At 39.7% G+C, this 24,987-nt stretch carries 25 protein-coding genes and 1 pseudogene; 8 read left to right on the top strand and 18 right to left on the bottom strand.

The window, feature by feature from the left end; translation table 11 throughout:
- Positions 1 to 54 precede the first annotated feature (54 nt).
- A pseudogene (locus V7L01_RS26265) lies at positions 55 to 444 on the bottom strand (Uma2 family endonuclease); the annotation flags it as partial.
- A gap of 33 nt (positions 445 to 477) precedes the next feature.
- Positions 478 to 1,209, bottom strand: coding sequence for an ABC transporter ATP-binding protein (locus V7L01_RS26260; protein WP_335040005.1), 732 nt, complete (start codon positions 1,207 to 1,209; stop codon positions 478 to 480).
- Between the two features lie 177 nt (positions 1,210 to 1,386).
- Here V7L01_RS26260 and V7L01_RS26255 point away from each other — a divergent pair, with 177 nt between their 5' ends.
- A complete protein-coding gene (locus V7L01_RS26255; protein WP_335040003.1) occupies positions 1,387 to 2,226 on the top strand; it encodes an Rpn family recombination-promoting nuclease/putative transposase in 840 nt (279 codons plus the stop codon).
- 2 nt (positions 2,227 to 2,228) lie between these two features.
- On the opposite strand, the gene V7L01_RS26250 is transcribed toward V7L01_RS26255, so the two are convergent.
- The 10 genes from V7L01_RS26250 to V7L01_RS26205 form a co-directional block, all read right to left on the bottom strand.
- Positions 2,229 to 3,041, bottom strand: a complete 813-nt coding sequence (locus V7L01_RS26250) for an ABC transporter ATP-binding protein (RefSeq protein WP_335040000.1) — start codon at positions 3,039 to 3,041, stop codon at positions 2,229 to 2,231.
- A 139-nt stretch (positions 3,042 to 3,180) separates the two neighbouring features.
- The gene (locus V7L01_RS26245; RefSeq protein ID WP_335039997.1) at positions 3,181 to 4,104 is read right to left on the bottom strand and encodes a branched-chain amino acid ABC transporter permease; all 924 of its coding nucleotides are present in this window, start codon (positions 4,102 to 4,104) and stop codon (positions 3,181 to 3,183) included.
- Between the two features lie 50 nt (positions 4,105 to 4,154).
- Positions 4,155 to 4,757, bottom strand: a complete 603-nt coding sequence (locus V7L01_RS26240) for a Uma2 family endonuclease (RefSeq protein ID WP_335039995.1) — start codon at positions 4,755 to 4,757, stop codon at positions 4,155 to 4,157.
- A 14-nt stretch (positions 4,758 to 4,771) separates the two neighbouring features.
- Complete coding sequence (locus V7L01_RS26235) at positions 4,772 to 5,722, bottom strand: branched-chain amino acid ABC transporter permease (RefSeq protein WP_335039993.1); 951 nt, start codon at positions 5,720 to 5,722, stop codon at positions 4,772 to 4,774.
- Between the two features lie 7 nt (positions 5,723 to 5,729).
- A complete protein-coding gene (locus V7L01_RS26230) occupies positions 5,730 to 6,986 on the bottom strand; it encodes an ABC transporter substrate-binding protein (RefSeq protein WP_335039991.1) in 1,257 nt (418 codons plus the stop codon).
- 268 nt (positions 6,987 to 7,254) lie between these two features.
- Positions 7,255 to 7,557: a DUF6464 family protein gene (locus V7L01_RS26225; protein WP_335039989.1), complete on the bottom strand. Its 303-nt coding sequence runs from the start codon at positions 7,555 to 7,557 to the stop codon at positions 7,255 to 7,257.
- A 226-nt stretch (positions 7,558 to 7,783) separates the two neighbouring features.
- Positions 7,784 to 8,290 carry a hypothetical protein gene (locus V7L01_RS26220; protein ID WP_335039987.1) on the bottom strand — a complete coding sequence of 169 codons (507 nt, stop codon included), beginning with the start codon at positions 8,288 to 8,290 and terminating at the stop codon, positions 7,784 to 7,786.
- Positions 8,291 to 8,687: 397 nt separating this feature from the next.
- Complete coding sequence (locus V7L01_RS26215; RefSeq protein ID WP_335039984.1) at positions 8,688 to 9,707, bottom strand: aldo/keto reductase; 1,020 nt, start codon at positions 9,705 to 9,707, stop codon at positions 8,688 to 8,690.
- Positions 9,708 to 9,861: 154 nt separating this feature from the next.
- Complete coding sequence (gene petJ, locus V7L01_RS26210) at positions 9,862 to 10,197, bottom strand: cytochrome c6 PetJ (RefSeq protein WP_335039982.1); 336 nt, start codon at positions 10,195 to 10,197, stop codon at positions 9,862 to 9,864.
- Positions 10,198 to 10,252: 55 nt separating this feature from the next.
- Complete coding sequence (locus V7L01_RS26205; protein WP_335039980.1) at positions 10,253 to 10,477, bottom strand: hypothetical protein; 225 nt, start codon at positions 10,475 to 10,477, stop codon at positions 10,253 to 10,255.
- Positions 10,478 to 10,668: 191 nt separating this feature from the next.
- Between V7L01_RS26205 and V7L01_RS26200 the strand changes: the two genes are divergently transcribed.
- Positions 10,669 to 11,469 (top strand): histidine kinase, encoded by an 801-nt coding sequence (locus V7L01_RS26200; protein WP_335039977.1) that lies wholly within the window; start codon positions 10,669 to 10,671, stop codon positions 11,467 to 11,469.
- Between the two features lie 432 nt (positions 11,470 to 11,901).
- Here the strand turns inward: V7L01_RS26200 and V7L01_RS26195 are convergent, their stop codons facing one another.
- The 4 genes from V7L01_RS26195 to V7L01_RS26180 form a co-directional block, all read right to left on the bottom strand.
- A complete protein-coding gene (locus V7L01_RS26195) occupies positions 11,902 to 12,093 on the bottom strand; it encodes a YqaE/Pmp3 family membrane protein (protein WP_100898558.1) in 192 nt (63 codons plus the stop codon).
- Between the two features lie 143 nt (positions 12,094 to 12,236).
- Positions 12,237 to 12,635: a phage holin family protein gene (locus tag V7L01_RS26190; protein ID WP_335039974.1), complete on the bottom strand. Its 399-nt coding sequence runs from the start codon at positions 12,633 to 12,635 to the stop codon at positions 12,237 to 12,239.
- A 264-nt stretch (positions 12,636 to 12,899) separates the two neighbouring features.
- Positions 12,900 to 13,253 carry a 2Fe-2S iron-sulfur cluster-binding protein gene (locus V7L01_RS26185; protein WP_335039971.1) on the bottom strand — a complete coding sequence of 118 codons (354 nt, stop codon included), beginning with the start codon at positions 13,251 to 13,253 and terminating at the stop codon, positions 12,900 to 12,902.
- A gap of 13 nt (positions 13,254 to 13,266) precedes the next feature.
- Positions 13,267 to 15,426, bottom strand: coding sequence for a Tex family protein (locus tag V7L01_RS26180; RefSeq protein ID WP_335039968.1), 2,160 nt, complete (start codon positions 15,424 to 15,426; stop codon positions 13,267 to 13,269).
- A 453-nt stretch (positions 15,427 to 15,879) separates the two neighbouring features.
- Between V7L01_RS26180 and V7L01_RS26175 the strand changes: the two genes are divergently transcribed.
- The 5 genes from V7L01_RS26175 (at position 15,880) to V7L01_RS26155 (ending at position 21,235) form a co-directional block, all read left to right on the top strand.
- On the top strand, positions 15,880 to 16,233 hold the full coding sequence (locus V7L01_RS26175) for a hypothetical protein (protein ID WP_335039966.1): 354 nt from the start codon (positions 15,880 to 15,882) through the stop codon (positions 16,231 to 16,233).
- A gap of 1,970 nt (positions 16,234 to 18,203) precedes the next feature.
- Complete coding sequence (locus V7L01_RS26170) at positions 18,204 to 18,587, top strand: EamA family transporter (protein ID WP_335039964.1); 384 nt, start codon at positions 18,204 to 18,206, stop codon at positions 18,585 to 18,587.
- 26 nt (positions 18,588 to 18,613) lie between these two features.
- On the top strand, positions 18,614 to 18,970 hold the full coding sequence (locus V7L01_RS26165) for an EamA family transporter (protein ID WP_335039962.1): 357 nt from the start codon (positions 18,614 to 18,616) through the stop codon (positions 18,968 to 18,970).
- 90 nt (positions 18,971 to 19,060) lie between these two features.
- A complete protein-coding gene (locus tag V7L01_RS26160; RefSeq protein WP_335039960.1) occupies positions 19,061 to 20,365 on the top strand; it encodes an NAD(P)/FAD-dependent oxidoreductase in 1,305 nt (434 codons plus the stop codon).
- A 45-nt stretch (positions 20,366 to 20,410) separates the two neighbouring features.
- A complete protein-coding gene (locus tag V7L01_RS26155; RefSeq protein ID WP_335039958.1) occupies positions 20,411 to 21,235 on the top strand; it encodes a glycosyltransferase family 2 protein in 825 nt (274 codons plus the stop codon).
- A gap of 270 nt (positions 21,236 to 21,505) precedes the next feature.
- On the opposite strand, the gene V7L01_RS26150 is transcribed toward V7L01_RS26155, so the two are convergent.
- Together V7L01_RS26150 and V7L01_RS26145 are read right to left on the bottom strand one after the other, a co-directional pair.
- Positions 21,506 to 22,108 carry a HEPN domain-containing protein gene (locus V7L01_RS26150; RefSeq protein WP_335039955.1) on the bottom strand — a complete coding sequence of 201 codons (603 nt, stop codon included), beginning with the start codon at positions 22,106 to 22,108 and terminating at the stop codon, positions 21,506 to 21,508.
- 10 nt (positions 22,109 to 22,118) lie between these two features.
- Positions 22,119 to 23,177 (bottom strand): ParA family protein, encoded by a 1,059-nt coding sequence (locus V7L01_RS26145; RefSeq protein ID WP_335039953.1) that lies wholly within the window; start codon positions 23,175 to 23,177, stop codon positions 22,119 to 22,121.
- A 301-nt stretch (positions 23,178 to 23,478) separates the two neighbouring features.
- Between V7L01_RS26145 and V7L01_RS26140 the strand changes: the two genes are divergently transcribed.
- Complete coding sequence (locus V7L01_RS26140; protein ID WP_335039951.1) at positions 23,479 to 24,951, top strand: TldD/PmbA family protein; 1,473 nt, start codon at positions 23,479 to 23,481, stop codon at positions 24,949 to 24,951.
- Positions 24,952 to 24,987: the final 36 nt, after the last annotated feature.

The raw sequence follows: 24,987 nt of genomic DNA, 5'->3' as shown, positions 1-24,987 counted from the left end.
CTAATCACTGGAGTTTAACTCTTGCTGGGCTGTATATTTTATTTTCTGGAAGTCCCTTAAACAATGTAGAATATTTCCGGTTACTTTAGTTTGGCTTCGATCGGGCGAAAGAATCTCAATTGTCCAGTCTGGATAGGTATGAAAAACATTTGCCACATCTCCACGTTCATCTATGGGAATCCTTTCCCAAGCAAACACAGCTACATCAGGGACAATTGAACGTCCGCCAAAAGTACACCGCAGTTCTGGAAATGCAAAAGCAATTCTTTGAGGTTTCGTTACAGAATTGATATTACTGATTAGTTCACCCTGAAGAATACTATGTTTTCCCTGTGGCATTGGCTTTTGAATAATTTGACTGTTGATGTATTCTGAGCTAGGCTTTGTTTCTGGTAGTTTTAAAAACTCTTCTAAAGTTAGGGGTTTAGTTGGTGATTTTACCATCCGCTTGTACCTCCCAAATTTTCATTTAATTAATTACCCTAAATAAGCTTTTTTAACTCGTTCATCACTAATCAATTCTGATGCTGCACCTGTTAAAGTTATAGAACCAGCTTCTAGAACATAACCGCGATCGGCAATTTGTAGCGCGAGGTTAGCGTTTTGTTCAACTAACAGAATAGTCACACCTGTAGCCCGAAGATTTTCAATAATGGAGAAGATTTCCCGGACGATCGCAGGTGCTAAACCTAAGCTAGGCTCGTCTAAAAGTAAGAGTTGCGGTTTACTCATGACAGCACGAGCGATCGCTAACATTTGTTGTTCGCCACCGCTAAGGGTTCCTGCTAGTTGATTGCGTCTTTGTGACAAACGCGGAAATAGTTCAAATTGTCGCTGAATATCTGCTTTTATCTCAGCTTGATTGGAGCGAATATAAGCACCCAAAAGTAAATTATCAAATACTGTTTGCCGCGCTAATACTCTACGTCCTTCAGGACAATGGGCAATACCAAGTTGTACAACTTCATGAGTTTGGCGGCGGTTAATATTATGTCCATTATAGATAATTATACCACTTTTAGGATTAACTACTTTAGAGATGGCGCGGAGTGTGGTAGTTTTACCAGCACCATTAGCACCAATTAGAGTAACTACCTCGCCTTTTTGAATAATTAAATTAATTTTTTTGAGAGCTTGGATACCGCCATAATTAACATCAAGTTCTTGAACTTCTAAAATTGTATAGTTTGGCTTACTATCGGCTTTCATCGGCGGTTTACATCCAGAAATGTTGATTCAAAACCTAACATACATCAATCATATATTTCTTAAAACAGTGCGTAGGCGTACCCCGTCGTAAGACATTACTGAAACTTCAAACCAACGCCATAATACCGCAATCTTTATGATGTACCATTAATTACTGATAAATATATCAAGAGTCCAGTGGGAAAAGTAGCAGATATTGGTAGCAAGCGACTAATTAATTTAGCTCCCGATGCATGGGTAAAATGGGTGACACAGCTTCCTGAAGTCGTGGCGAAAGAAATTCTCGGCTCTGAGTTTCACTGGATTAGCCGCGAAACAGATGTGTTGGTGAAAGCATACAGTGCCACTCACGGGGATTTTCTAGTACTAAATGAACTACAGTTGCGTTACACGGCACAGATGCCTCTACGGATGAGAGCCTATGCTGCCTTGGCACAAGAACGCTACCGATTGCCAACTTACCCAGTATTGATCAACATTTTACCGCCCCTATCCACCTTAACGATTGCCAGTAGTTACGATCAGGAATTTTTGGGATTACGTGCTATCCAAGATTATCGCACGATTAATTTGTGGGAAATCGATGCTGAGATAGTGTTTGAACAACCACTACCATCGTTGTTACCCTTTGTGCCAATCTTGCGAGGTGGGGGAGAGGTGCCAGTTGTGCAACGTGCATTACAGGCACTACGAGCAGATGCACAGTTGAACGAGTTAGAATCATTGCTGGCATTTTTTGCTAGCTTTGTCTTAGACACGCCTTTAGTGCAACAAATCATGAGGTGGGATATGGCAGTATTGCGAGAATCGCCTTGGTATCAAGAAATTGAGCAAAGAGGTATTCAGCAGGGTGCGCGACGGCAGTTAATCCGGGTATTGGAACAACGCTTTGGCGAAATTCCTCATGAAGTGGAAGTAAGGCTTGAGGGCGAGAGTGTGGAAAAATTAGAAAGCTTAATGGATAGCGCGATCGCTGTGAGTTCTTTAGACGAATTTGTAGTAACTTTGTCTACATAAATTCATTCATTTCCCAAATAAGCTTCAATTACAGCCGGATCGTTTCTGACAACTGCTGGTTCGCCCAAAGCAATTAATTGACCAAAATCTAACACGGCAATGCGATCGCACAAACCCATAACTAATGGTACGTGGTGTTCTATAAGGACGATCGTCAAATTAAAGTCATTGCGAAGGCTGCGAATAAATGCACTGAGTTGCTGCTTTTCGTTGGGGTTCATCCCCGCCGCAGGTTCATCGAGAAGTAAGACTTGCGGTTGTAATGCTAAAGCGCGGGCAATTTCTAAACGACGTTGATCGCCGTAGGCAAAGTTTTTGGCTTTTTCGTCAGCGCGATCGCTTAATCCCACCAAATCTAATAAATCTAAAGCTTCTTGCTTAGTTTTCAATTCTTCACTAGGCGCTGGTGGTAATCCCAAAACTCCTGCGATCGTATTACTTTTAGTGTGTAAATGTCGGCCGATTATCACATTTTCTAACGCTGATAATTCACCAAATAAACGGATATTTTGGAAGGTACGAGCGATACCTAAAGCAGCAATTTGATGAGGACGCTGTTGGGAAATCTCTGCATTTTGATAAATTAATTGACCGCTAGAAGGTGGAATGAAACCAGTAATCAAATTAAACAGTGTTGTTTTGCCAGCCCCATTAGGGCCAATCAGTCCAAAAATCTCATGTTTATTTACGCTAAAAGATACATTATTTACCGCCACCAAACCACCAAAGCGACGAGTCAATGCCCTTGCTTCTAAGACAATACTGGTGTTAGTTGTTGGAGTCCCGTATGATATCATATCCGCCAAATTACCCATAATAAAAAAACCCCACCCCCAACCCCTCCCCGCAGGCGGGGAGGGGAGCTAAAGCGCAGCTTTGGCGGGGTGGGGTTCCGGGTATTATGTTTAATTGCCCAGAGATCATTTGATATTTTTGCATATTATTATAAATACTTCATTTTTGAATTTTCCGTCTTTGAAAAATATCTGGAGTAATTAGCCCTTGGGGAAAAAAGATTGTACCTATTACTATTAGTAAGCCAAAAATAATTAATCTACCATCTCGCAAAAATTGTGCTAACCAATTAGGTAAACCACCAGTATCAGCTAGGCTTCGCAAAATCTCTGGTAAGGCTGTAAATACCATACCTCCAACCACAGGCCCTAAAAAAGTTCTTGAACCACCAATCAAAACAAAAGTTAAATATATAATACTGGAATCAAAAGTACCTTGACGAGCATTCCAGGTATTAAGGAAGTGAGCGCTAATTGCACCTACAACCCCTGCAAGTATAGCCCCTAGTGTAAACGCCAAAACTTTGTAATAAGTGGGATCGATTCCCATTGCACCCGCAGCTAATTCATCTTCGCGGATAGCGATAAAAGCCCTTCCGGCGCGGATGCGTTCTAAACGATAAAGCAGCACCATACTAATTAATAATAAAGGCAAAGCAATCCATAAATATTCAATTGGTGTTTGGAAAGGCTGAGGAATACCAAAAATCCCAACAGCACCGCCTGTAATATCTAGATTGAGGGACATTACGCGCAAAACTTCCACAAAAGCGATAGTAGCGATCGCTAAATAAATTCCTCGTAATCTCAACGCGGGAATTCCTACTATTACACCCAATAAACCAGAAATTACACCAGCAATTAACATCTCCAATAACAACAATGGAATGGGAAAGAAACTACTGCTAGATGTCAAAACTTTTGTGGATAAAATCGCTGCAATATACCCACCTAAAGCATAAAAACCCGGACTGGCTAAAGACAATTGTCCTGTCATAAGCGGTAAGTAAAGCGATAACCCTAGTAGCGCCCCCAATACCATAGAGACAATTAGAGAACCATAAGTAGCGAAAAAATCAGCCATTTTAAAAAATTTTGATTAAGCTTAATCAAATCTATCGCTTTTATCACCTATTAAGCTGTTAATATTTGGTCTGCTGTCAGCGTCAGTTCAGGAAAAGTTCGTGACACAATCCCTTCTAAACCTCTAAAATGTGTGCATTGGTATTTTCCCTCAGAATCTAATAGAAAAACAAACACAGCCGGAACTTTTGGATTTCCCAAATATTCTCTTAGCCCGATTGCTAAATAATCTAAAATCCAATATTCTGTAATACCTAAACGTTGATATTCATCCAATTTATCAATGTAATCATCTTCCCAATTAGTTGATGTCACTTCTACAGTTAACTGGATAGGTTCTTCAAGTGCAGCATAAGCAGAACGATTTGAGCGCCATTTATCTTTATCTATGACACTTACATCAGGCTTGCGTCCTTGCTCTATGCCATTAGTAGTTATAGTTTTAAAGACTGCTGTGTTATTAACTACATAATTTAGGTTTATTCGCCTAATTTCATCATTGAAAGAGTCAGCCGTAAAGTCAGCGACATCATCATGATTTCTGGTTGCACGCACTTCTACAATTTCCCCATCCACAAGTTCATAAAAACCTGACTCTGGACATTGTTCTAAAAATTGCTCGAAAGTTAACTTTTGTTTGGTGTATGTTTTCATGGCGCTACGTCTCTTTAAACTTTCTGAATAAACCGCCGCCCTAGTAAACCTTGGGGTCTAACTAATAGCATGATAAACAAAATTCCAAAGGCTACTGCGTCTTTATATCCAGAGAATTCAGCCGGAACAAATGCCTCGACTAATCCAATAACTAAGCCTCCCACCACTGCACCAGGGATACTACCTAAACCACCTAAGACTATTACCGCTAAACCCCGCAAACCAAAAGCAATGCCGAAATATGGCCCTGCAATACTAACACTAGAGGCGACTAAAGTTCCTGCTAATCCTGCTAAAAAACTGCTGATGAAGAATGTTAGAATGATAAAGCGATCGCTATTAATTCCTAACAAACTAGCTGTAGTTGGATCTTCTGCGATCGCTTGCATTGCCTTACCATATTTAGTTCGATTGATAAAATAGGTAAGAATTGCCACGATCGCAACTGATACACCAAAGATTACCACCTGAACGCTGCGAATCGGAATTGGGTTTTCTAAACTACCAAAGTTAATCGCAGGTGGCAAGTTTCCGTAAGTATTTGCAGGGTATGTGTAACTTTCTGCGCCTACTAAATACTGGATTAAATTCACAATTACCACTGCTACCCCCAAGCTGGAAACAACAGTTAGCAAAGGGTCAGATCCTTGACGCCGCAAAGGTTGAAAAGCAACGCGTTCCATTACTACCCCTACTAATCCCGCCAAGGTACTTCCTAAAATCAAGGATATAGCAAAAGGTAATTTTATCGGCAGGGCTGCATTAGCCAGCAAGCCATTAAATCCAAAGTTACCACCCATAAGTGCATAAGTGAAATATGCACCCAAAGTAAAAATTGCACCATGAGCTAAATTAATGATGCCCAAAATTGAATAAACCAAGGTATATCCTAAGGCAAAAATTGCATAGACGCTGCCAATAGATAACCCATTTAATAATTGCTGCAAAAATAGATTGATATTCATTTAGCAACTATTTTAAAAATGTGAATTTACCTTGGCTCCCATCTTTTGCCATCTTAATTTGGGCTACATAGAAATCTTTTTGTACAACCTCACCTGTGGGAGTAAAACCAATTTCACCCAGCGGTGTATTGTATGTTCCAACAAGTAGTTGTTTGTTTAATTCCGTCCGCAATTGTGATAGCTGTAATTTGTTGACTTTGCTCTTTTTATCTAAAGCTTGGAGTGCTTCCACATAAACCTGTACTGCTGCAAAAGCTTGGGCACTAAATTGAGGAGGTTCTTTTTTATATTCTTCAGTATAGGATTTACGAAACGCCGCGTTAATTTCGCCTGGATGTTCTGGACTGTAGGCTTGAGCAATCAACACGCCATCACAAAGTGCTTTACAAACTGACAATAAATTCGATGTATTTAGACCATTGCCACCGACAATTAAGCCTTTATAACCCAGTTCCCGCAATTGTCGGACTAAATTACCGCCATCAGCAGCCAAGCCAGAAATGATCGCCAAATCTGGTTTGAGATTAATCGCATTGGTAGCTTGGCTTTGAAAATCTGTATCACTGGTTTGGAACTTTTGTACTGTTACTAATTCTAGCCCTTGATCCTTAACTGTTTGTTGAAATATTTCTGTTTCTGACTTGCTAAATGCATCATTTTGAGCATAGAAAACTGCGACTTTTTTAAGTTGGGGGTTTTGCTTAAGTGCAGCTTTTACCGAATTAGGCGCGACAATAGAAACTGGTGCAGAAACACGAGCAACGTAATCACCAATTTCGGGAATGTTTTTAGCAGTATTTGATGGCCCAATAATTGGTACTTTTGCACGTTCGGCAATAGGGTCAGCGCTAAAAGCTTGTTGTGACAAAGTTGGGCCCACAATCCCAATAACTTTATCTTTGTTAATTAAAGTTTGAAAAGCGTTAATTGTCCCTGCTTCATCACCGCTAGTGTCTTGAAACACCAATTTAATTGGAGTCCCGTTGACACCACCTTTACTATTGAAATACTTCTCGGCAAGTTTGGCTCCAGCAACTTGCTCTTGACCTAGTAATGCCACGTTGCTAGTTTGAGCAACAGCAATACCGATGGGAATAGCAGCCGACGATGTACCCGTTGTAGTTGTGGTGTCGGTTGCAGTGTTATTTCTGGTAGTATTTGGAGAATTTGTCACAGTCACAGGGCCACCGCCGCCGCCACAGCCTGCTAATAGCAAAGCACAAGTTGATAATAATGCTGTTGTCCGAGCGATCGCGTTGTTCATCGTTGGATAATCATCTAGTTATTTATTCGGCAAAAGTTAATAATCTGCAAACGAAATTACGCAGATTTACACTTTTACACGAATTCTATTAAATCATTCTTATTTCACCATGCAAAGACAAATATTCAAAGTGTTTCTAAATACAAATTATTATAATTAGTAATGATTTTATCATTCCTCGGTTATATTTGGGAGTGTGCTATGAAGTTGCTTTCTCAGTTTGGTTGAGTACTAAGTAAGCACTCTTAAGCTCTTTTTTCACTATCAGCTATTTTTTAGGTTCGTAGTGACGGCAACCGTTACATGGGCCGTCGGGATTGACAGCACAGCGGATATAGCCAGATCGGGCATTAAATTTGCAGCTGATGTCGCCAATCAGGTAACCCACCCCTTCTAAATAATAGCGATCGCTCTCCACAGGTCTAACGTTTTGCCGCCCCTGCACCACTGGAAAATTCATCGCTGCTTGTCTGAGCCGTAAGCGTGCTCGCGCATGGGTTTTGCGGATCGCCCACAGGGAAATCAGGGACGGTAAAAAACCAATGGCAATCACTAAAAGTGTCTTTAACACCTTATTTTTACCTCTTCTGTGCGCTGATTGATTGTCCCCGATCTTGCACTCTGGTTTACGGAAGTGCAAATATAAGGGCAGCTTTGCCTAATTGCCACCAAAGTTGGTGGCAATTAGCAATGGCAGTGCGATATCTAACAATTTTGAAGAATAAGTTCCTTCTGCCACTTCAATCAGCATAACTGCTACAACATCAGGGGTGGGCTGCCGTTGAATGTTGATAATTTTAAGATTTGTTGACTAATACTTTTTTGAAGAAGCGTTTTGTGTCAGCCTCAGCCCCACTTTTGTTTTTTCGATGTCTCTGCGATGCTAATCTTTTTTTGGTTTGCTGACGAAGTTGCTGTGCTAGCAGTGCGGCTTCCCTTTCGGCTCGGAATAAATCAACTCTTCGCGTCGTCAGAATAAATGATTCGTCAGGCTTTCGTTTCACCCAAGGGACGCTAACTGCCAAATACTGACAAATATTTTTGCCTAGTTCCTTGTTCAAAAGTGGGTAACGTCTTTGAGTATTAAGTGTATTAGCGATCGCTTTCAACTCTAATATCGCTGCTTCTAACTCTTTTGCCATCTGATTGATGCGTTCGACTTGTGCGATTAAACGTTCGCGTTCGCTAATGATTTTTTCCTTTTGGGGTTGCAGTGGCACTATGGCAGTAGTTACAGGTGTAGGTTGCAACACCGAAACTTTCAGCAAAATGGGCTTTTTGTCCGTGTCTTGGATTTTTTTCATACTACCTCAAGCGAGACTAGCTGACTTTTAAGGCATTTTAGCAGCAAATAGTATATATGTACTATATAAATTATGTATATGAGGTTTATTCTGAGAAAAACCAGCAACTAAGCAAATATCACGAGGTTAATTAATCACAATAGTCCGCTTTTACTAAGTAACTCCACAGTTATTAGTATGGGTACACAGCTGTGCACTCATGTTGAGCATAGTAATTTTGCTCAACATGAGTTCTATTAGTACTGCTAACTCCGTTTTATCCAAGCGACGTGAGCCGTAATCACAGCGTAGTTCAAAAGTTTGCTGAGGGCGAAGGTGAAGTTTAGGGGTATGGGTTGCAACAGGTTCCCCAATAACCTTCACCTTGAATTATCACCCGGCTCTAAAGCCTTAATTTTTATCGCCGATACTCGTCGCCACAATCGCCGATAAGCTGATACAAATCTCGTGATTGGCGAGATACTGCATTGATGCGATCGCGATCGTCAGCATCTAAACTAAAACTAAATACTTTGGCGTTATCTTCTATATGTTCAGATACACCAAGTCTGGCACCAACTATTACACCTCCCACAGTTGGCCGATCTAAAATGTAACGCACTGCCACATTCGAGATGCTTACCCCATGCTTATTAGCAATTTCCTTCAAGATAGCCAGCAACTCTTGAAATAAGGGCCAACCACCCCAAGCATCGATCATATTTTTATATTTTTTCAAGCTAGCAGTAGACAGATCTAATCCTCGCGGTTCCGGTTTACCCAAATAGTTTTCTGATAACAAACCGCCGCACAGTGTACCGTAAGTAAAAAGCTTTATATCGTGCTGTTGACAAAACTGCACCATATTAACTTCCGGGCGGCGATCGACAAGGGAAAATTGCACTTGGTTAGAAACGATTTTGATACCTGCTTCGGTAATAATCTTCAAGTTTTCCGTGTCAAAATTAGTTAAACCTAGATGCTTAATTTTACCCTCAGTCTGAAGTTCCGCCATATATTTGAGGGCATCCAAGTAATTTTTATCCTGATATTCCCACCAGTGGAATTGCATCAAATCTAAAGATTCCACATTCATCCTTCTCAGGGAAATATCAACATTTTCTTCGACGAGTTTTTTCGTCATTTTCCCCGGACGAGGTACCCATTTTGTAAAGGCTTGCACCTGAGATAAAGCATCTTTCCCACGAGTATCAATTAGTTGACAGCGAAACTCACCAATAAAGTCTTCTGCGGGGCCATAATGGTCTGCTAAATCCCAAGTAGTAAAGCCTGCATCTAAATATTTGAACATCGTCTCAATGGCAGCTTGGGGATTTATCCGTCCGTGTGCGCCAGAAACTTGCCACATACCATTTAATATCCGGCAAATGTTCAAATCGGGAGTGAATTGGAGACGGCTAGCTGTGGGTAAGTTCATTTTCAAGTTTAGGAGTTAGGAGGAAGCGCTACGTTACTCTGCTCAAGAGAGTTGTAGCAAGTAGCGTTGAAAAGGAAGCAATAATGATATCTAAATCATAGCCGATCGTTATTAATTCCCAACTTATAACTCCCAACTCTTAACTCCTAACTTTCTAATGCCAGCCTTTTTCAGCTTCTTCAATAACGTAAGCAGCAACATCTTGAATTTGCTGTTCAGTAAGGCGCTCTTTGTAGGCTGACATATTATTTTTGCCATTAGTTACTATAGATGTAACTGCCTCTATTGAATCCATACCATACTTTTTCAGTGCTTGCTTTTTGAGATTTTTACCTCGCCTGATTATGTTGCTGCCGTTGATATGACAACCAGCACAATGAACGCTAAATATTTGTTCGCCGTTAACTGTATCTGCTGCACTAGCAGGAAAAGTAAAAGTGCTTATCAATAACAAAAATGTTACTAATACTAATGTAAGTAGCTTTCTCAATTAATCTCTCCCGATTTTGACATATTGGTTGCACGCAGAAGTGTCAGAACCGATACTACAGGGATTCAAAGTCAGTTGTAAATCCAGCAAAACTTGCACAATCTTCTTGAAAGGCTTCTGCATCACTAACATCCTCAATTTTATAAGACATGATGCGCGTACCATCTGGCATTTTTTTGGAACCAATCAATTCACCTTTGTATTTCTCTGCGATCGCTTTAAAATCAATACCATACTGCTTCCAGGCATCGCCCGAACAAGTAATATTTACTTGCCACATATTTTCATCTCAATTACTACCAACAAATATTAATCATCTCACAAATAGGCAACATGCTACATATCACCTCCTTCGGGTTGTTATTTTCTATCTAAAGGAAGTACCGAGCCTTATGAGACTACGCCATAATATGAGTATGAGAACGCGTCTAGATAATTTTATCCAAATTAGTTAAATACCAAGAGTTGAAAATGCCTAACAATATCAAACAACAAATTCAAGCCGACCTGCAACAGGCTAAAGAAACCGGACAATTAAGAACTGAGCGGATTCGAGAAATTGTGAAATCCGCAGTTTCTCAAGTAGCTTCTGAGTTTAAACAAGGTTCTAGTGAAGTTCGTAGTATTGTTAAAGATGCAGTTTCTGCTGTAATTGAAAACTTCCAAGAAAAAGGTGGCGAACTAAAAGATGAAGTCACAGCTTCAATTGAAGGAGCGCTGGAAGGGATTAATAGTCAAAGACACGAAAACATTGCTAAAACTCAAACAGATATAAAGAGGCTACAGGCTCAATTGGATGGTGAAGAAGAACAACTCCAGCAAGAGGTTGATGTAATTTTGGCAGAAATTGAAGAAACGGCTAAGGAAAAACCTGCTAGTACTAAAACTGCAATTGATTCTGCTATCAATGCCCTTAAAGATAGTGAAGAAGCAGGATTGTTAAAGAAACGTTACGCACAACTGCAAGCGCAGCTAGCCATTGTCCGAGCTAACTTAGCTGCACGCTATGGCGGACGTAATATGGAAGTTCAAGATTATCTAGACGAGGCTAAACACTGGTACGATAAAGCTCGTCCTCAAGCAGAATCTATGGCTGTGCAGGTAGAACAGAAGCGATCGCAGCTAGAAGATAAACTGGGTGAAGCTGGTACATCTCTAGCAAGAAAAGAGCGCCAAATCAAACAAACCTTGAGAGAGTTACTCTTAACCGCGGCTGACTTATTCAAAGATAAGGAACCTGCGAATAAAGAGCGCGAGACTATTCATAAATAGACTGCTTTGATGTTGATTTAGCTCAGTAAATTTTAAGTATGGTGCGTTAGGCTAAAGCTTAACGCACCATCTTATTTAGCAATTCTAAATCATTCGTGAAAACCTTTCTTTATTCTCTCTGCGTTCTCTGCGCCTCTGCGGTAACCCCCTCCGCGTCTATATAACAAATTATTTTTCACAAATTAGATAGGATTGCATTATACTAAGTTGTCTTTGTTCTATTTGCTCAAAAGTCATTCTAGTAGAGACTTTAATTCCCAACAAGACTAAATATTTTAACTTGGGATTAGGCGCTTTCGCGAAATGTTTTTCTTTACAAATCATCTTAAAATATGCGCCTACTATAATAGCAGATTCCATACATAAAAATGGTGCATTAGGTTTTTCACCTAACGCACCCTACTTAAGATTCCCTAAAATTCATCTTGCGTATTAGTAAATATTTCCTTCTCTATTCAGTTGTTCATCATGCTTGGCAATAACCCAAATTGCATGAATACTACCGGGAAGCCAACCCAGAACTGTGAGCAAGATGTTAATAAAGAGAGTTGGGCCAATTCCAACTGTCAAGAAAACGCCTAAAGGAGGCACTAACAAACCTAGAAGAAAACGAACTAATTTCATGATTTTACAGCTTTGTGATTTTGTTTAAATACATTCTCTTGAAGATACCGAATTAGGAAATCTACCTAATGAATTATCTTAATTCGGAGATTTTATATGGAGTAGAAACCGAATATACCTAATATTTCTACTCCTACTCATACTTATCTAGAGGGTAACTGGTCTTGGCTTTTAATATCACCACTACCGGTTAAAAGATTTCTTTCAACAAAGTAGTTGTTAATGAAGGTGTTAGCAAAAGTTAGAATAACCGGCCCAAGAAGGAAACCAATAATCCCACGAACTGAGAATCCAGGAACTAGCGCTGATGCTAACCAGAAACACAAACCGTTGACTACGAGCGAGAATGCTCCAAATGATACAAAGTTAAGTGGTAGAGAAAGAGCAGACAGAACTGGTTTAACTGAACCGTTAATAAGACCAACAACTAAAGCCGCAATCATAGCTGCGGGAAAGTTAGCAATATTAACGCCTGGGACGACTAAATCAACAATCAACAGGCTCAAAGCTGTAGCTAGGGCGGTTAATAATGGTGTTAACATTTTTCTTACCTAATCACTAAAGATTTTTTGTAACTTCTTATCTCATCTTCAACTATGTGTTAGGTTTTAACCTCTCTTGAAAGATAGAATTTGCTTCTATCGTTAGACCGATCGTTGAGAAAAAGATAGCGGCTTTAATACTGCGTAAGTTTTGCTTAACAAAGTACTCCGAAGTAGGTTGGCTTGAGGAAAGTAGACTCAAGATTTTCACGGCTCTGTCGGTTTTCACTACCTACAACCCAACCTACAAATCTTCTTAACCGATTAATATTGCGATCGCTCAGATTTTCCAGACTCAGGCTTATAGTAAAGGGCCGATTTATATAAGACTTGTTCTTGATGGGTTTCTAAAGTGCAATCAGACAAAGGGTAAGTTACACAAGTCACAACATAACCAGCTTGTATTTCACTTGGACGCAGAAATTTTTGCTCGCTTTGATTGACTTCACCGCTAATGATTTTGGCGACACAGGCAGAACACTCACCTTGTTTACACCCAGATGGTAGGCGGATACCAGCATCTTCCGCCATATCTACGATATATTGATCGTCTGGTACTTGAATGGTGCGATCTAAGCCAAGTGTAGGATTGATGAATCTAACTTGATAAACTGCCATCTGCTGTTTCTAATTATTGTTTAACTGCTTTCATCGACAAACTAATCCGCTTGAGTTTCTCGTCGATTTCTAACACCTGCACTTTAACTACTTGTCCGACTTTGACAACTTTGTTGGGATCGTCTACAAATCTATCAGCAAGTTGGGATATATGTACCAAGCCATCTTGATGTACGCCGATATCGACGAAGGCACCGAAGTTGGCGACGTTCGTCACAATTCCCTCTAGTTCCATTCCCACCTTTAAGTCCCTGATTTCCTTAATGCCTTCTCTGAAGGTGGCATACTTAAACTCTGCACGAGGATCTCTACCGGGTTTTTCTAGTTCGCTGAGGATGTCGCGCAGTGTGGGTTCGCCGACGCTATCGGTAACATATTTCTTCAGATTGGTCTTTTTGAGTTTTTCGGCAATTTGTGTCACCTGATTTAATGGCACATTTAGATCGGATGCGATCGCTTCTACTACAGAATAACTTTCTGGATGCACTGCTGTATTATCCAAGGGGTTATCACCGCCGCGAATCCGCAGAAAACCCGCCGCTTGTTCATATGCTTTTGGCCCCAATTTGGGAACTTTCAACAGTTGTCGGCGATTTTTAAAGGCTCCATTCTGGTTACGATAGGCGACAATATTATTGGCTACTGTTGCCGTAATCCCAGAGACGGATGTCAGAAGTTCTTTGGAGGCGGTGTTCAAGTCTACGCCGACGTAGTTAACGCAGCTTTCTACCGTGTCATCCAATTTCTTTTTCAGCAACTTCTGATCGACATCATGCTGATATTGTCCCACACCAATAGATTTGGGATCGATTTTCACCAGTTCTGCTAAGGGGTCTTGCAAACGGCGGCCGATGCTAATTGCACCGCGCACGGTAATATCTAAATCGGGAAACTCTTCCAGCGCCACTTTACTTGCAGAATATATAGATGCGCCAGACTCATTCACCATCACCTTAACTGGTTTGCGTTCTATATTTTGTAATACTTGCGTGACAAACTCCTCTGTCTCGCGCGAGGCTGTACCGTTACCGATGGCGATTAACTCAATCTTGTACTTTTCAATCAGATTTTTGACAGTTTGTGCAGCTTTGAGTCGCTGTTCAGCCGCTTGGTGGGGAAATACCGCTTGGTATTCCAAAAATTTCCCAGTTTGGTCGAGGACTGCAACTTTACACCCAGTTCTAAATCCAGGGTCTATCGCCAGCGTTGGTTTCATCCCTGCTGGTGCAGACAGCAGCAACTCCCGCAAATTAGTTTCAAATGTCTTGATTGATTCTATATCTGCATAAACTTTTTTCTCAGAAATGACCTCTCCCATAAGAGAGACTTTCATCAAACGATTGAATGCATCTTTCAGCATTGACTGATAAAAATCTCGAATTGTTCGGACTTTGGTTTTAATTTCTTTCGACTCAAGATAGTAAAGTACCGTATCTTCATCGAAAGCAATTTCAAAGCTTAATATTTTTTCAGTTTCACCTCGACACAACGCCAGCATATTGTGCGGTGCAATATTTTTTACCCTAATTTGATAGTTACGGTACATCTCAAATTTGGTTGTACCTTCAGGATAATCATCTTTAATGCGGGAGACGAATATCCCTTCTTGTAGGAGATAATCGCGGATATATGCGCGTAACTCAGCTTTTTCAGCGACTTCTTCCGCCAAAATATCAGCAGCACCTTTGAGCGCTTCTTCTGCTGTTTTTACTCCCTTCGTTTCAGAAATATACTTAGCCGCTTCTTCTTCCAGGGAAGCCGTTGCAGCATTTTTGATGTTTAGCGACTTGATGAACTCTGCTAGGGGTTCGAGTCCTTTTTCTCTGGCGATGGTGGCGCGGGTGCGTCGCTTTGGTCGATAGGGTAAGTATAAATCCTCAAGTTCAGTTTTTTGTAAGCAGGATGAGATTTTGGCTTTGAGTTCATCTGTAAGTTTACCTTGGTCAGCGATCGCACTTAAAATTACCGATTTTCGTTCTTCTAGTTCTGTCAAATAAGTATATCGATCGGACAGTTCGCGTAGTTGCACTTCATTCATTTCATCAGTGCGCTCTTTGCGATAACGTGCAATAAAGGGAATTGTTGCACCCTCCGCCAAAAGTTCCAGCGCGTTTTGCACCTGATGGGGTTTGAGGTTTATTTCAGTTGCTAGTAGTTGAGGAATGTTCAGCATTGGGTATCTAAAATGAAAATGCTACTTCTAAAGGTAATATGCTAGATCCTTATCCTGGCGCAAGGCCAAAGTTTTAAGCTAATTTACCAGATGATTGCTCACAAAAGTGCAATTGGCAAAATAGACAAAACCTACCTTCGCAAGTTTTAAACCCTTTCAATTCGCGTAGGTGAGCGAGAGTTTGTATAGCATAGCGCAGCTATACTGGGTCGGGGCGGTAGAACGAGCGTCACACGTACCCCTACTATCAAGCAAGCTTGGCGCAGCCTCTCCCACAGGAGAAGGGAACCTATTCCTACTCTTAAAGCAAGCTTGGCGCAGCATCAACCACAGACGAAGGAGTTATTGCCAAGCTTTTGGGCGCTTCATATATCGCAATCATTATTCCAATTGATGTAAGATAGGACGTTGCATAATCTTGACTTTCTATAATATTTATTTCTATCGGCTGTTGTGACTAAAACCTTATTGGATGTAAAATTATCCAAAATTCCCAAAACAATTTCAATTTGTTTTTTAAGCACAACAACTTTTAGTTCAGAGGTTAGTAAAATGCCTTTGTTTTTCTTGATACCACTGTGTACTGCTTTAGCCACTGGCTACTTATTTAAAAAGAGTACTGATGAAATTGCATACCTTGCAGGTGTATTTGCATGTATTAGCTTGATTTTAAGTTTAGTATTAGCACCTTGGCAGATTCAGTTTGGATTGTTAATCATTGTTTTAATCATTACCAACAGACTTTTGCAGGAAAATGAATCTAAACAAACTGAAGCTACAGGAAAACAACCAAGAGAAATTAAATAATACCAACTACCACGAACTAATTTTTTCTCAACTTTAAAGTGCTGGAAAGCTTTAAAGGTTATTTATAAAGTAAAAATAAAATTACCATAGTGTGTGTTAGGCGCATCTTTTGAGCTAACTTGTCATAAAAAAGATGATATGAGCACCTAACGCACGCCAGATAACATGGTGCGTTAGGCCCAAGCCGTATTTAAAGTGCTGGAAAGCCTTAAAAGTTATTTATAAAGTAAAAATAAATTTACCGTAGTGTGTGTTAGGCGCATCTTTTGAGCTAACTTCTCACAAAAAAGATGATATGAGCACCTAACGCACGCTAGATAACATGATGCTTAGGCCCAAGCCTAACGCACCTTACTTAATATTTACTAATTTTTTCTCAACTTTAAGCTGCTGGAAATTATAAAGCAGCTAACTCAGTAATGTACTGAAAAACGGAAGCTGGTAATGTTTTTTATGAAAAATTATTCTGTGTGAGTATGACAAAGCCACGCTGTTTCGTGGTTTGAGGATGACTTTCCTTGAAAAGTAAGATGTACAAATCCTTAAAAATAAAAAAGAAAAATTCATCAAATCCTTAAAAATAAAAACTCATTTTGATTTTATGAAGTTGTTATTGAAGTATATTTTTGTTAAATGAACTTTTCATGAACTGGTAAATGAATTTTTGATAAACTCTGACGATAAATTTGCAACATGTTTTTCTCGTGGTATTCTAGTAAGTAATTACATCTAAGTAATGGAAACAATCAAGTAAAGCTAATACTAAATAATGTAAAAATCTCTCAAACCCGATGCAATCAGTTTCAACTCCGACTCGATCGGCCAATGCCAGTTTACATTAGCTGTTAGCGTCCTTAAAAACTTCATTTAGCTATGCAGTAAGATTACCCAAAAACCTGTAAAGGGAATTACTGTAGACTGCTTCATGTATGGTTTCCGCAGCCAAGTAGACTTCTGCTAATCATTGTGTTTCCATGCCCAAAAAGAGCACGTGTAGACACTCAATTTGAGTACAAATTTTTATTAATCAGCTTTGTTGCTAGCTGGGGTTACAGATATGTCTGTAAGCCTGGAGAAATTCTATGGTAACTCAGTAAATTAATAAATTTTTCTGGAGACAATGTAAAAACATTTATCAATCCAGTTAAGTTATACAATTCCTTTGTGAGGCTGCGCCAAACCCTTTTCACTTGTTCTTTACATCCTTTGCGTTAGCTTGCCGCCAAGCCACTTTTCGTCTACGTTTTTCTGTGTTCTACTTAAGTGTGACCTAGTACATCTTTATACAGAAATAATGTTAATGGCTAGAGAATTTTAGTAGTATCTTCAATAAGAAGCATACAACTGATGAAAGTTAATGAATGGATTAATCAAAAATCCTGGCAATCTATTTTTATTCCCTTAGATTCATCTGTTGAACATACAGGTCGAATTCGAGTTCAGCATAAGCGATGTTGACGATCGGCTACGTCTACTCGCACTGCTAAACTTTGTCCAGAGCAAATTTTTGGCAAAGCACTCAATCTTCCCTATGTCTGCATCTACTATGGGCTAGATATTGCGATCGCCTACGGCGGGCGGATACGCCATCGCACTATAAAGTAGTGTTGAAGCATAACTGGCTGATAGGGAAGATTTCTGCACTTTACAGCTGGGCAAAGCCTAATTGATTGTGCCAATTGCCAAGTAAGAAAACTAGTTTGTCTGGGACTATAACCCAGTAAACCAATTTAGCGTACTCTACTCCGATAATATTGGACGCTGCCATAATACAGCAACCATGCTGCAAGCTGCAATTTAGTAGCTAACTCTTGGACATGAGCTTCGATGGTCATTATTTTGTTGTCTATTTAATGAAGTTGGGGTCGAATTGCACAGAAGGTGTGACGTAAATCCAAAACGTTCAAAACAATGGGCTATTTCCTGTCCAGTTGATACCTACTATCTATATTGATTGAGACAAATGTACTATGAAATCTATCTCGCAAATTTCCAATTTTAAAATAATTCCTTATATCATCTTGTTTGTCAGTATTTTATTTAGTATTTCTGGTCAATTGCTGATGAAGCATACCATGAGCCATACAAATGATGGAATATTTACTTGGACTTTTCTTGAGCAATTAGCATTAGCTATTACTGTTTATTGCTTGGGAATAGTAAATTGGATCTTGGCTTTGCGTTCTGTAAAATTGAGTATTGCTTATCCACTGACTAGTTTAAATTACGTCGGGATACTTTTAGGTTCATACTACTTTTTTAATGAGGTAATTACGCTAACCAGAATAGCAGGAGTAATCACTATTTTTGTAGGTATCATTCTAGTAGTTATTCCCTTTAAAAAGTCAATCTAGATTTACAGTTTATTCTCCAAAGAACAATGAACATTATTATTTTGCTACATTTAATGCTTGTAGTTCTATTAGGAACAACAGCTAATCTGTCACTAAAATATGGACTTTACATTACTACCTCTACTAATGGAACACGCACATCTATCCGAAATTTATTATTTTCTCGCTATTTTTTGATTTGGTTTATCTGCTATACATTTATGACTATATTGTGGCTTTATGTATTGCAGACAATTCCTTTGAGTCAAGCATTTCCAGTTCTAGGATTAATGTATGCACTTATACCGATTGCTTCTCACTATTTTCTGAAAGAGCAAGTTATTTTTAGCCAGTGGTTAGGAATTGGAATTATCATAGCTGGCGTAATTCTTGTTGTTCATTAATAGTTAGAAAAGCAATTAATGAGGTTATTGGCATTAAAATTCTCTGAAAAAATATAAATTTCAAGAACACCCCTACAAAAATCGAAACTTATGAATATAGGCATCATTGGTGGAGGTATTACTGGGTTAGTATTAGCCCAACGTCTTTCACATCAAGGACATACAGTCGCTGTTTTTGATAGCAACAAGCAGCTTGGTGGACTTACGACTTATCATGATTACGGATTATTTACTTGGGATCGCTTTTACCACGTTATTCTCCCTTCTGATACTCACTTAATAAATTTTCTCAGAGATATTGGTCTTGGAGATAAACTGCGTTGGCATCGAAGCTTAACAGGCTTCTACGACAATCAGAAATTTTATTCTATTAGTAATACCATAGAATTTCTGCGCTTTCCTCTGTTTGGACTTCTAGGTAAAATCAGATTAGCTTTTACTCTCTTGTATGGTTCGCGCCTTAATAACTGGCGGCGCTTAGAGAAGATTTTAGTTGAAAATTGGCTATTGAGACTCGGCGGAAAAAGCACATACGAAAAGCTCTGGAAACCCTTGCTTCTATCCAAATTAGGGGAGAACTATAAGCGAATATCAGCAGTTTTTATCTGGGCTTATATCAAACGACTATTTTCAGCACGGGATTCTTCATTAAACAAAGAACAACTTGGTTATGTCTCAGGGGGTTACAAAACTGTTTTTGACCATATAGGAAAATTAATTTACGCGGCTGGAGGTCGTATTCATACAGGCATTTCGGTTGAATATATCGCACCTCATCCAGAGGGTGGAATGTGGATAGAATATCAGGGGAAAAAAGAACATTTTGATAAAGTAATTTTTACTGGGCCAGTTAATATTCTCCAACAGGTTGCTGCTAAGGGACTGGTGAAAGTTTCAGATACTAGTAAAACAGTAGAATACCTGGGTGTAATCTGCATGGTACTTATTACTCGTAAAGCTCTAGTTCCTTATTACGTAGTAAATATTGCCGATAGAAATATTCCTTTTACCGGAGTCATCGGTATGAGTAACTTAGTTTCTTTGCAAGAGACAGCAGGATATCACATGACATTCCTACCAAAATATATACTTTCCACTGACCCGTTGTTAAAACAGCCAGATGATGAATTGCGCGAAGTATTTTTCCAGGGTATACGTTTGATGTTCCCAGAACTCAAAGCAGATGATATTGTCGCAGCACACATTAATCGAGCTATTAAAGTACAGCCACTACAAGTTTTAGATTATTCAAGCCTTGTTCCAAAAGTGAGTACTGAAAACGATGATTTTTTCGTCGTCAATACCTCACAGTTGGTCAATGATAGCGTCAACAACAACGCAGTAGTTCGACAGGTCGATGAATTCCTAAAAAAATCAACATTACTCAATTATTAAAGTTTGAGTACTGATATTTTCTTTTAAAAATCACACGAGGTCTTTATGAGTCTTTTTGTTCTTTTACCTGCATACAACGAGCAAGAATCAATTCGCCCCTTGTTCAAAAAGTTTCAGACATTACAAGAAATCTCTAATATGGAGATCCGGCTAATTCTTGTTGATGATGGCAGCAGTGATGCAACGGCTCAGACTGCTTTAGAAGAGTCTCAATCACTGGGTATATTACTCAAATTAGTACAACATCCTAAAAATGCTGGCTTAGGTCAAGCAATAAAAACAGGTTTCATGACTTTCTTAGAAATTTCTAAAGAAGGTGATTTTTTAGCCGCGATGGATTGCGACAACACTCAACCACCTGAACTGTTAATAAAGATGTATAACACGATGATAGTTGGTAGCTATGATATTGCGATCGCATCTAGATACCGAAGAGGCTCTAAAGTCATAGGCTTATCAAAATTTAGAGAGCTGATGAGTTACGGAGCTAGCTGGCTTTTTAGAATTGCAGCCAATTTACCAGGTGTAAGAGACTACACTTGTGGTTACAGGCTATATAACCGTACTTTCGTCACTAAACTGCATATGTATTATGGGAACAGTTTATTCACTGAAAGTGGATTTGCTTGTATGATAGATTTATTGCTGAAAGCCAAAGTGCTCAAACCAAAAATCATAGAAATACCAATGGTTTTGAGATACGATCAAAAGCCGACTGCCAGCAAAATGAAAGTTCTAAAAACTATTACTCGAATACTAAATCTCTTGTTTAAGAATCTATCTTCGACAGGAAAAACTCCCGATTTAGGTCAGACATTCAATGAGCAACAAATAGTAAGAATTCCAGAAAAGATCGGAAATCGGAAATAAATCTTAGAAGGAATAGGTTCTCACCAAGAATTAACTGGATGGTAAAATAATAATTTATCAACGGTGTAATTATAGGGATGAGCAAGGCAGAAATCAAAAATAAGTTTGTTTAATGAAATTGTTGCTTTTACTAATACACGTGGGTGTATGTTCCTTCCTATAGTTTAAAAAATAGGAAGACAGTCTTAGACCGTCTTCCTATTATGTATGAAAAACATTACATCCAGTATTGCAGCTGATTTTCTAATTTCTAAACATTCTCTTCATTGATTACCAGGGCGCAACTATGCCATAGATAATTTTAATATTTTGCTTCATACCAAGGTCAGTAACAGTAACAAGATATTGTAACAACGCATCAACATCCCTAATAGCTTTAGCAGTAAGCCGAACTTTTCCAGTTGGTGTTTGTGTCCAAGAACATGCGGGAATTGGAAAACCATGAGCAAAACTGTGTCTGACCTGCAAAATATCGTTTAGCATCTGTCGAGTTGCGAGTGCATTCATACTTCTTTTTGACCAAACCCAATCGTTGATAGGGTCATAGCCAGTATATTGAAACAAAAGGTTACGCGAATTATCTGCATTTGGTGTATTAAATTGTTTAAGCGATCGCTCTGCTGCATTTTTAGCAATAGAATGTACAGCATGAAACTGAGGATCTAAAGGATTTGCGGTTACATCAAAAAAGTTGCGAACTAGTTCTTCAATATAAGCCTCCCATCCAGCAACAAACATCGCTAAAGCTGAATGGTAATAGACTTGAGTTTGGCTGTTTAATATTGGACGTAAGCGGGGATCTGTCGCAGTATCACGTAGGACACGAGCCTTATAAGCCGCTTTATCGTACCTTAATGCTGCTGGTGATGGCACGGCGATGCTCTCAAAGACAATTTACAAACTCTTCAAGTGCATCTCGATACCTCTGTAATGGCTCTGGATTTAATTGCACTCGCTCCTCGCCAATTTTTTTGATACCTGGTTTGAGTTTATGTAAAGGGGTGCCAGTTGTCGCAACAACCATAGCAACAGTGTGAAAAGCAGGAATTTCAATTATACTCTTACTGGGAATTTCAAGAAAACTATTACTCGGTAAGTCTTTGGGATTAGCAAAAATATGACGATTTTTCTGATGTATATCATCCATAGTTTTCTGAATCATTTTGTTTATAGCTATGGATGCAGAAGCGGTTCTCCCTGCGTACATTGTCACCCGATTAAGAACAAATGCATATAATTTTGGCACGGATATGCCTTCTTCTTTTGCACGTTTAGCAAAGCTAATTTTTGCATAGGGTGCAGTATTGATATCAGTTATGCCATATAAAAGTGCAACTACATTTTCAATCGCATAAAGTGAACTTTCTTCCGCACTAAATGGGATAATAACACCCTCTGCTGCAACCAGACCAAGCTGTGTATAAATAGCGAAACTAGGGCTACAGTCAATTAAAAATATAGTATCTCTCTCACCACTAAATATACGCAGAGAAACTGTTAAATCTCGAATCCAATTAAGCACCTGTTTCCAAGCATCATTCGGTATGGACAGTTGAGAGGTTTGCCTAATTGCTTCAGAAATTATTTCGAGAAGATTGTCTCCACATACGAGCCTCAGATTTTCTGGTATTTGTGGGTTAAATTCTTTTGGCTCACAAACATAAGGAGATACATCTGTAATCATTCGGAAGGGAGAATTAAGACGTGCTTCCAGGTAGCCAGCCACTGTCGAGCGTGGTGTCTTACTGCTCAAAGAATGTAGTGCTTTTGGACTATTAAGATATCCTCCTAGTATGGTTTCTGAGACATTGGCTTGAGGACACAAGTCAATTACATAAACATCTGTATCGGGGTGACGGTGAGCATATTCAGCAGCAGCCACAAAGCAAAGAAAGCTCTTTCCCACGCCGCCTTTGTTGTTCCAAAAAGCATACGAACTCATTTTTTATATTCCTTTTCTAGGTAAAACAGTCCCTGCGGGTATTAGCAATGCTGTGGAACTTTTACCCCTATTGTCGCAAAATGAAACTGTATTCTATCTTGACTCTACATGAAGTGCGATCGCTCTCCAAAGGGCGTTACTTAAAATATTTCACTGACCCTTAAGAGGGAGAAGTGAGTTTCCAAGGTGAGGAAACCTCTACTACTTAATTGCAGACTCTGGCTTTAACTGATTTGTTAGACTGAACACACCAGGATTTTTCAGTCAAATCTCTGAACTACGCCAGCAGACGAGGCTACCCATGCTTACAAGTACGCTACTTCTCTCGAATCAACTTCCCACCCTCCAATACTCCTCCACACCAGAGCGTTTCGATGAAACCTGGGAAGCCCCCTTGGCTACCCTCCTGGGACTAGGACGCGCCGCAGGTGCTGACTTCATCGAATTATTTTTAGAGCGTCGCAACTATATTAGTTGTCTTGCAGAAGATGACTCCATCACTAGTATTTCACCCAGCCTGTCTACAGGCGCGGGAGTCAGAGTATTTCGCGGCAAAGCTGACTGTTATGTCAGCACCAATGACCTTTCTTTTTCCGGTTTGAAAGCAGCCTTAGAAAAAGGTCTTTCTATCCTGGGATTACAACTACCTGTTGCTAAAGCTTTCATCCCAGAAATCAACCTGGAATTATTGAGAGATTACGCTACCAAAAGAGGCAAAGATGCATGGCTACCAGTGTGTAGCTCCATCCGAGAAATGGGAGAAGTCCTCCTTGATGGTACTGCCCACCTGAAGCAAAAAGCTAGCCACGTCCAATCGCGCCGTGCTACCTATTTCCGGGATTGGCAAGAAGTCTTAGTTGCTGCCAGTGATGGTACTTTTGCCCGTGATATTCGTCTCACTCAGTCAGTAGGATTTAACCTGTTATGTGCTGATGGTGCTAATCGTACCTCAATTGGCGATCGCGCGGGCAATACTAGCGATGCCAACTTCTTGAGAACTTGGGATTCCCAACAAGCCGCTGAGAAAATAGCAGAATCTGCTGGAAAAATGCTCTACGCAGATTACGTGGAATCGGGTACTTACCCCATCATTATGGCCAATCACTTTGGCGGCGTAATCTTCCACGAAGCTTGCGGACACTTGCTAGAAACCACTCAAATAGAACGCAATACCACTCCCTTTGCTGACAAAAAAGGCGAAAAAATTGCCCACGAAAGTTTGACAGCCTGGGATGAAGGGCGCTCTGAAAATGCCTTCGGGACAATTGACATGGATGACGAAGGTATGCCCGCTCAAAGAACCCTATTAATCGAAAAAGGTGTTCTTAAAAACTTCTTAGCAGATAGAACAGGTTCTGCCCGCACCGGACACCCCAGAACTGGAAGTGGACGCCGCCAAAATTATACCTTTGCCGCTGCTAGCCGGATGCGTAATACTTATATTGATTCTGGCGAGTACACCACTGGTGATTTATTTGCCTCTGTTGATAAAGGTATTTACTGTAAAAAGATGGGTGGTGGTAGCGTTGGTGCTACAGGTCAATTTAACTTTAGTGTTGATGAAGCTTATTTGATTGAAAATGGCAAAATCACCAAACCCCTAAAGGGAGCAATTTTGATTGGTGAAGCCAAGGAAATTATGAACAAAATTTCTATGTGTTCCCAAGATTTGGAAATTGCACCAGGTTTTTGTGGTTCTGTGAGTGGCAGTATTTACACCACAGTTGGACAACCACACATCAAGGTTGATTCTATTACCGTAGGTGGACGATAAGAATTTTAGATTTTAGATTTTGGATTTTGGATTGTG

The sequence above is a fragment of the Nostoc sp. genome, from assembly GCF_036917095.1.
Classification (GTDB): Bacteria; Cyanobacteriota; Cyanobacteriia; order Cyanobacteriales; family Nostocaceae; genus Nostoc.
The sequence above is the reverse complement of the archived record's forward strand: the minus strand, read 5'-3'. Positions and strand labels throughout refer to the sequence as shown.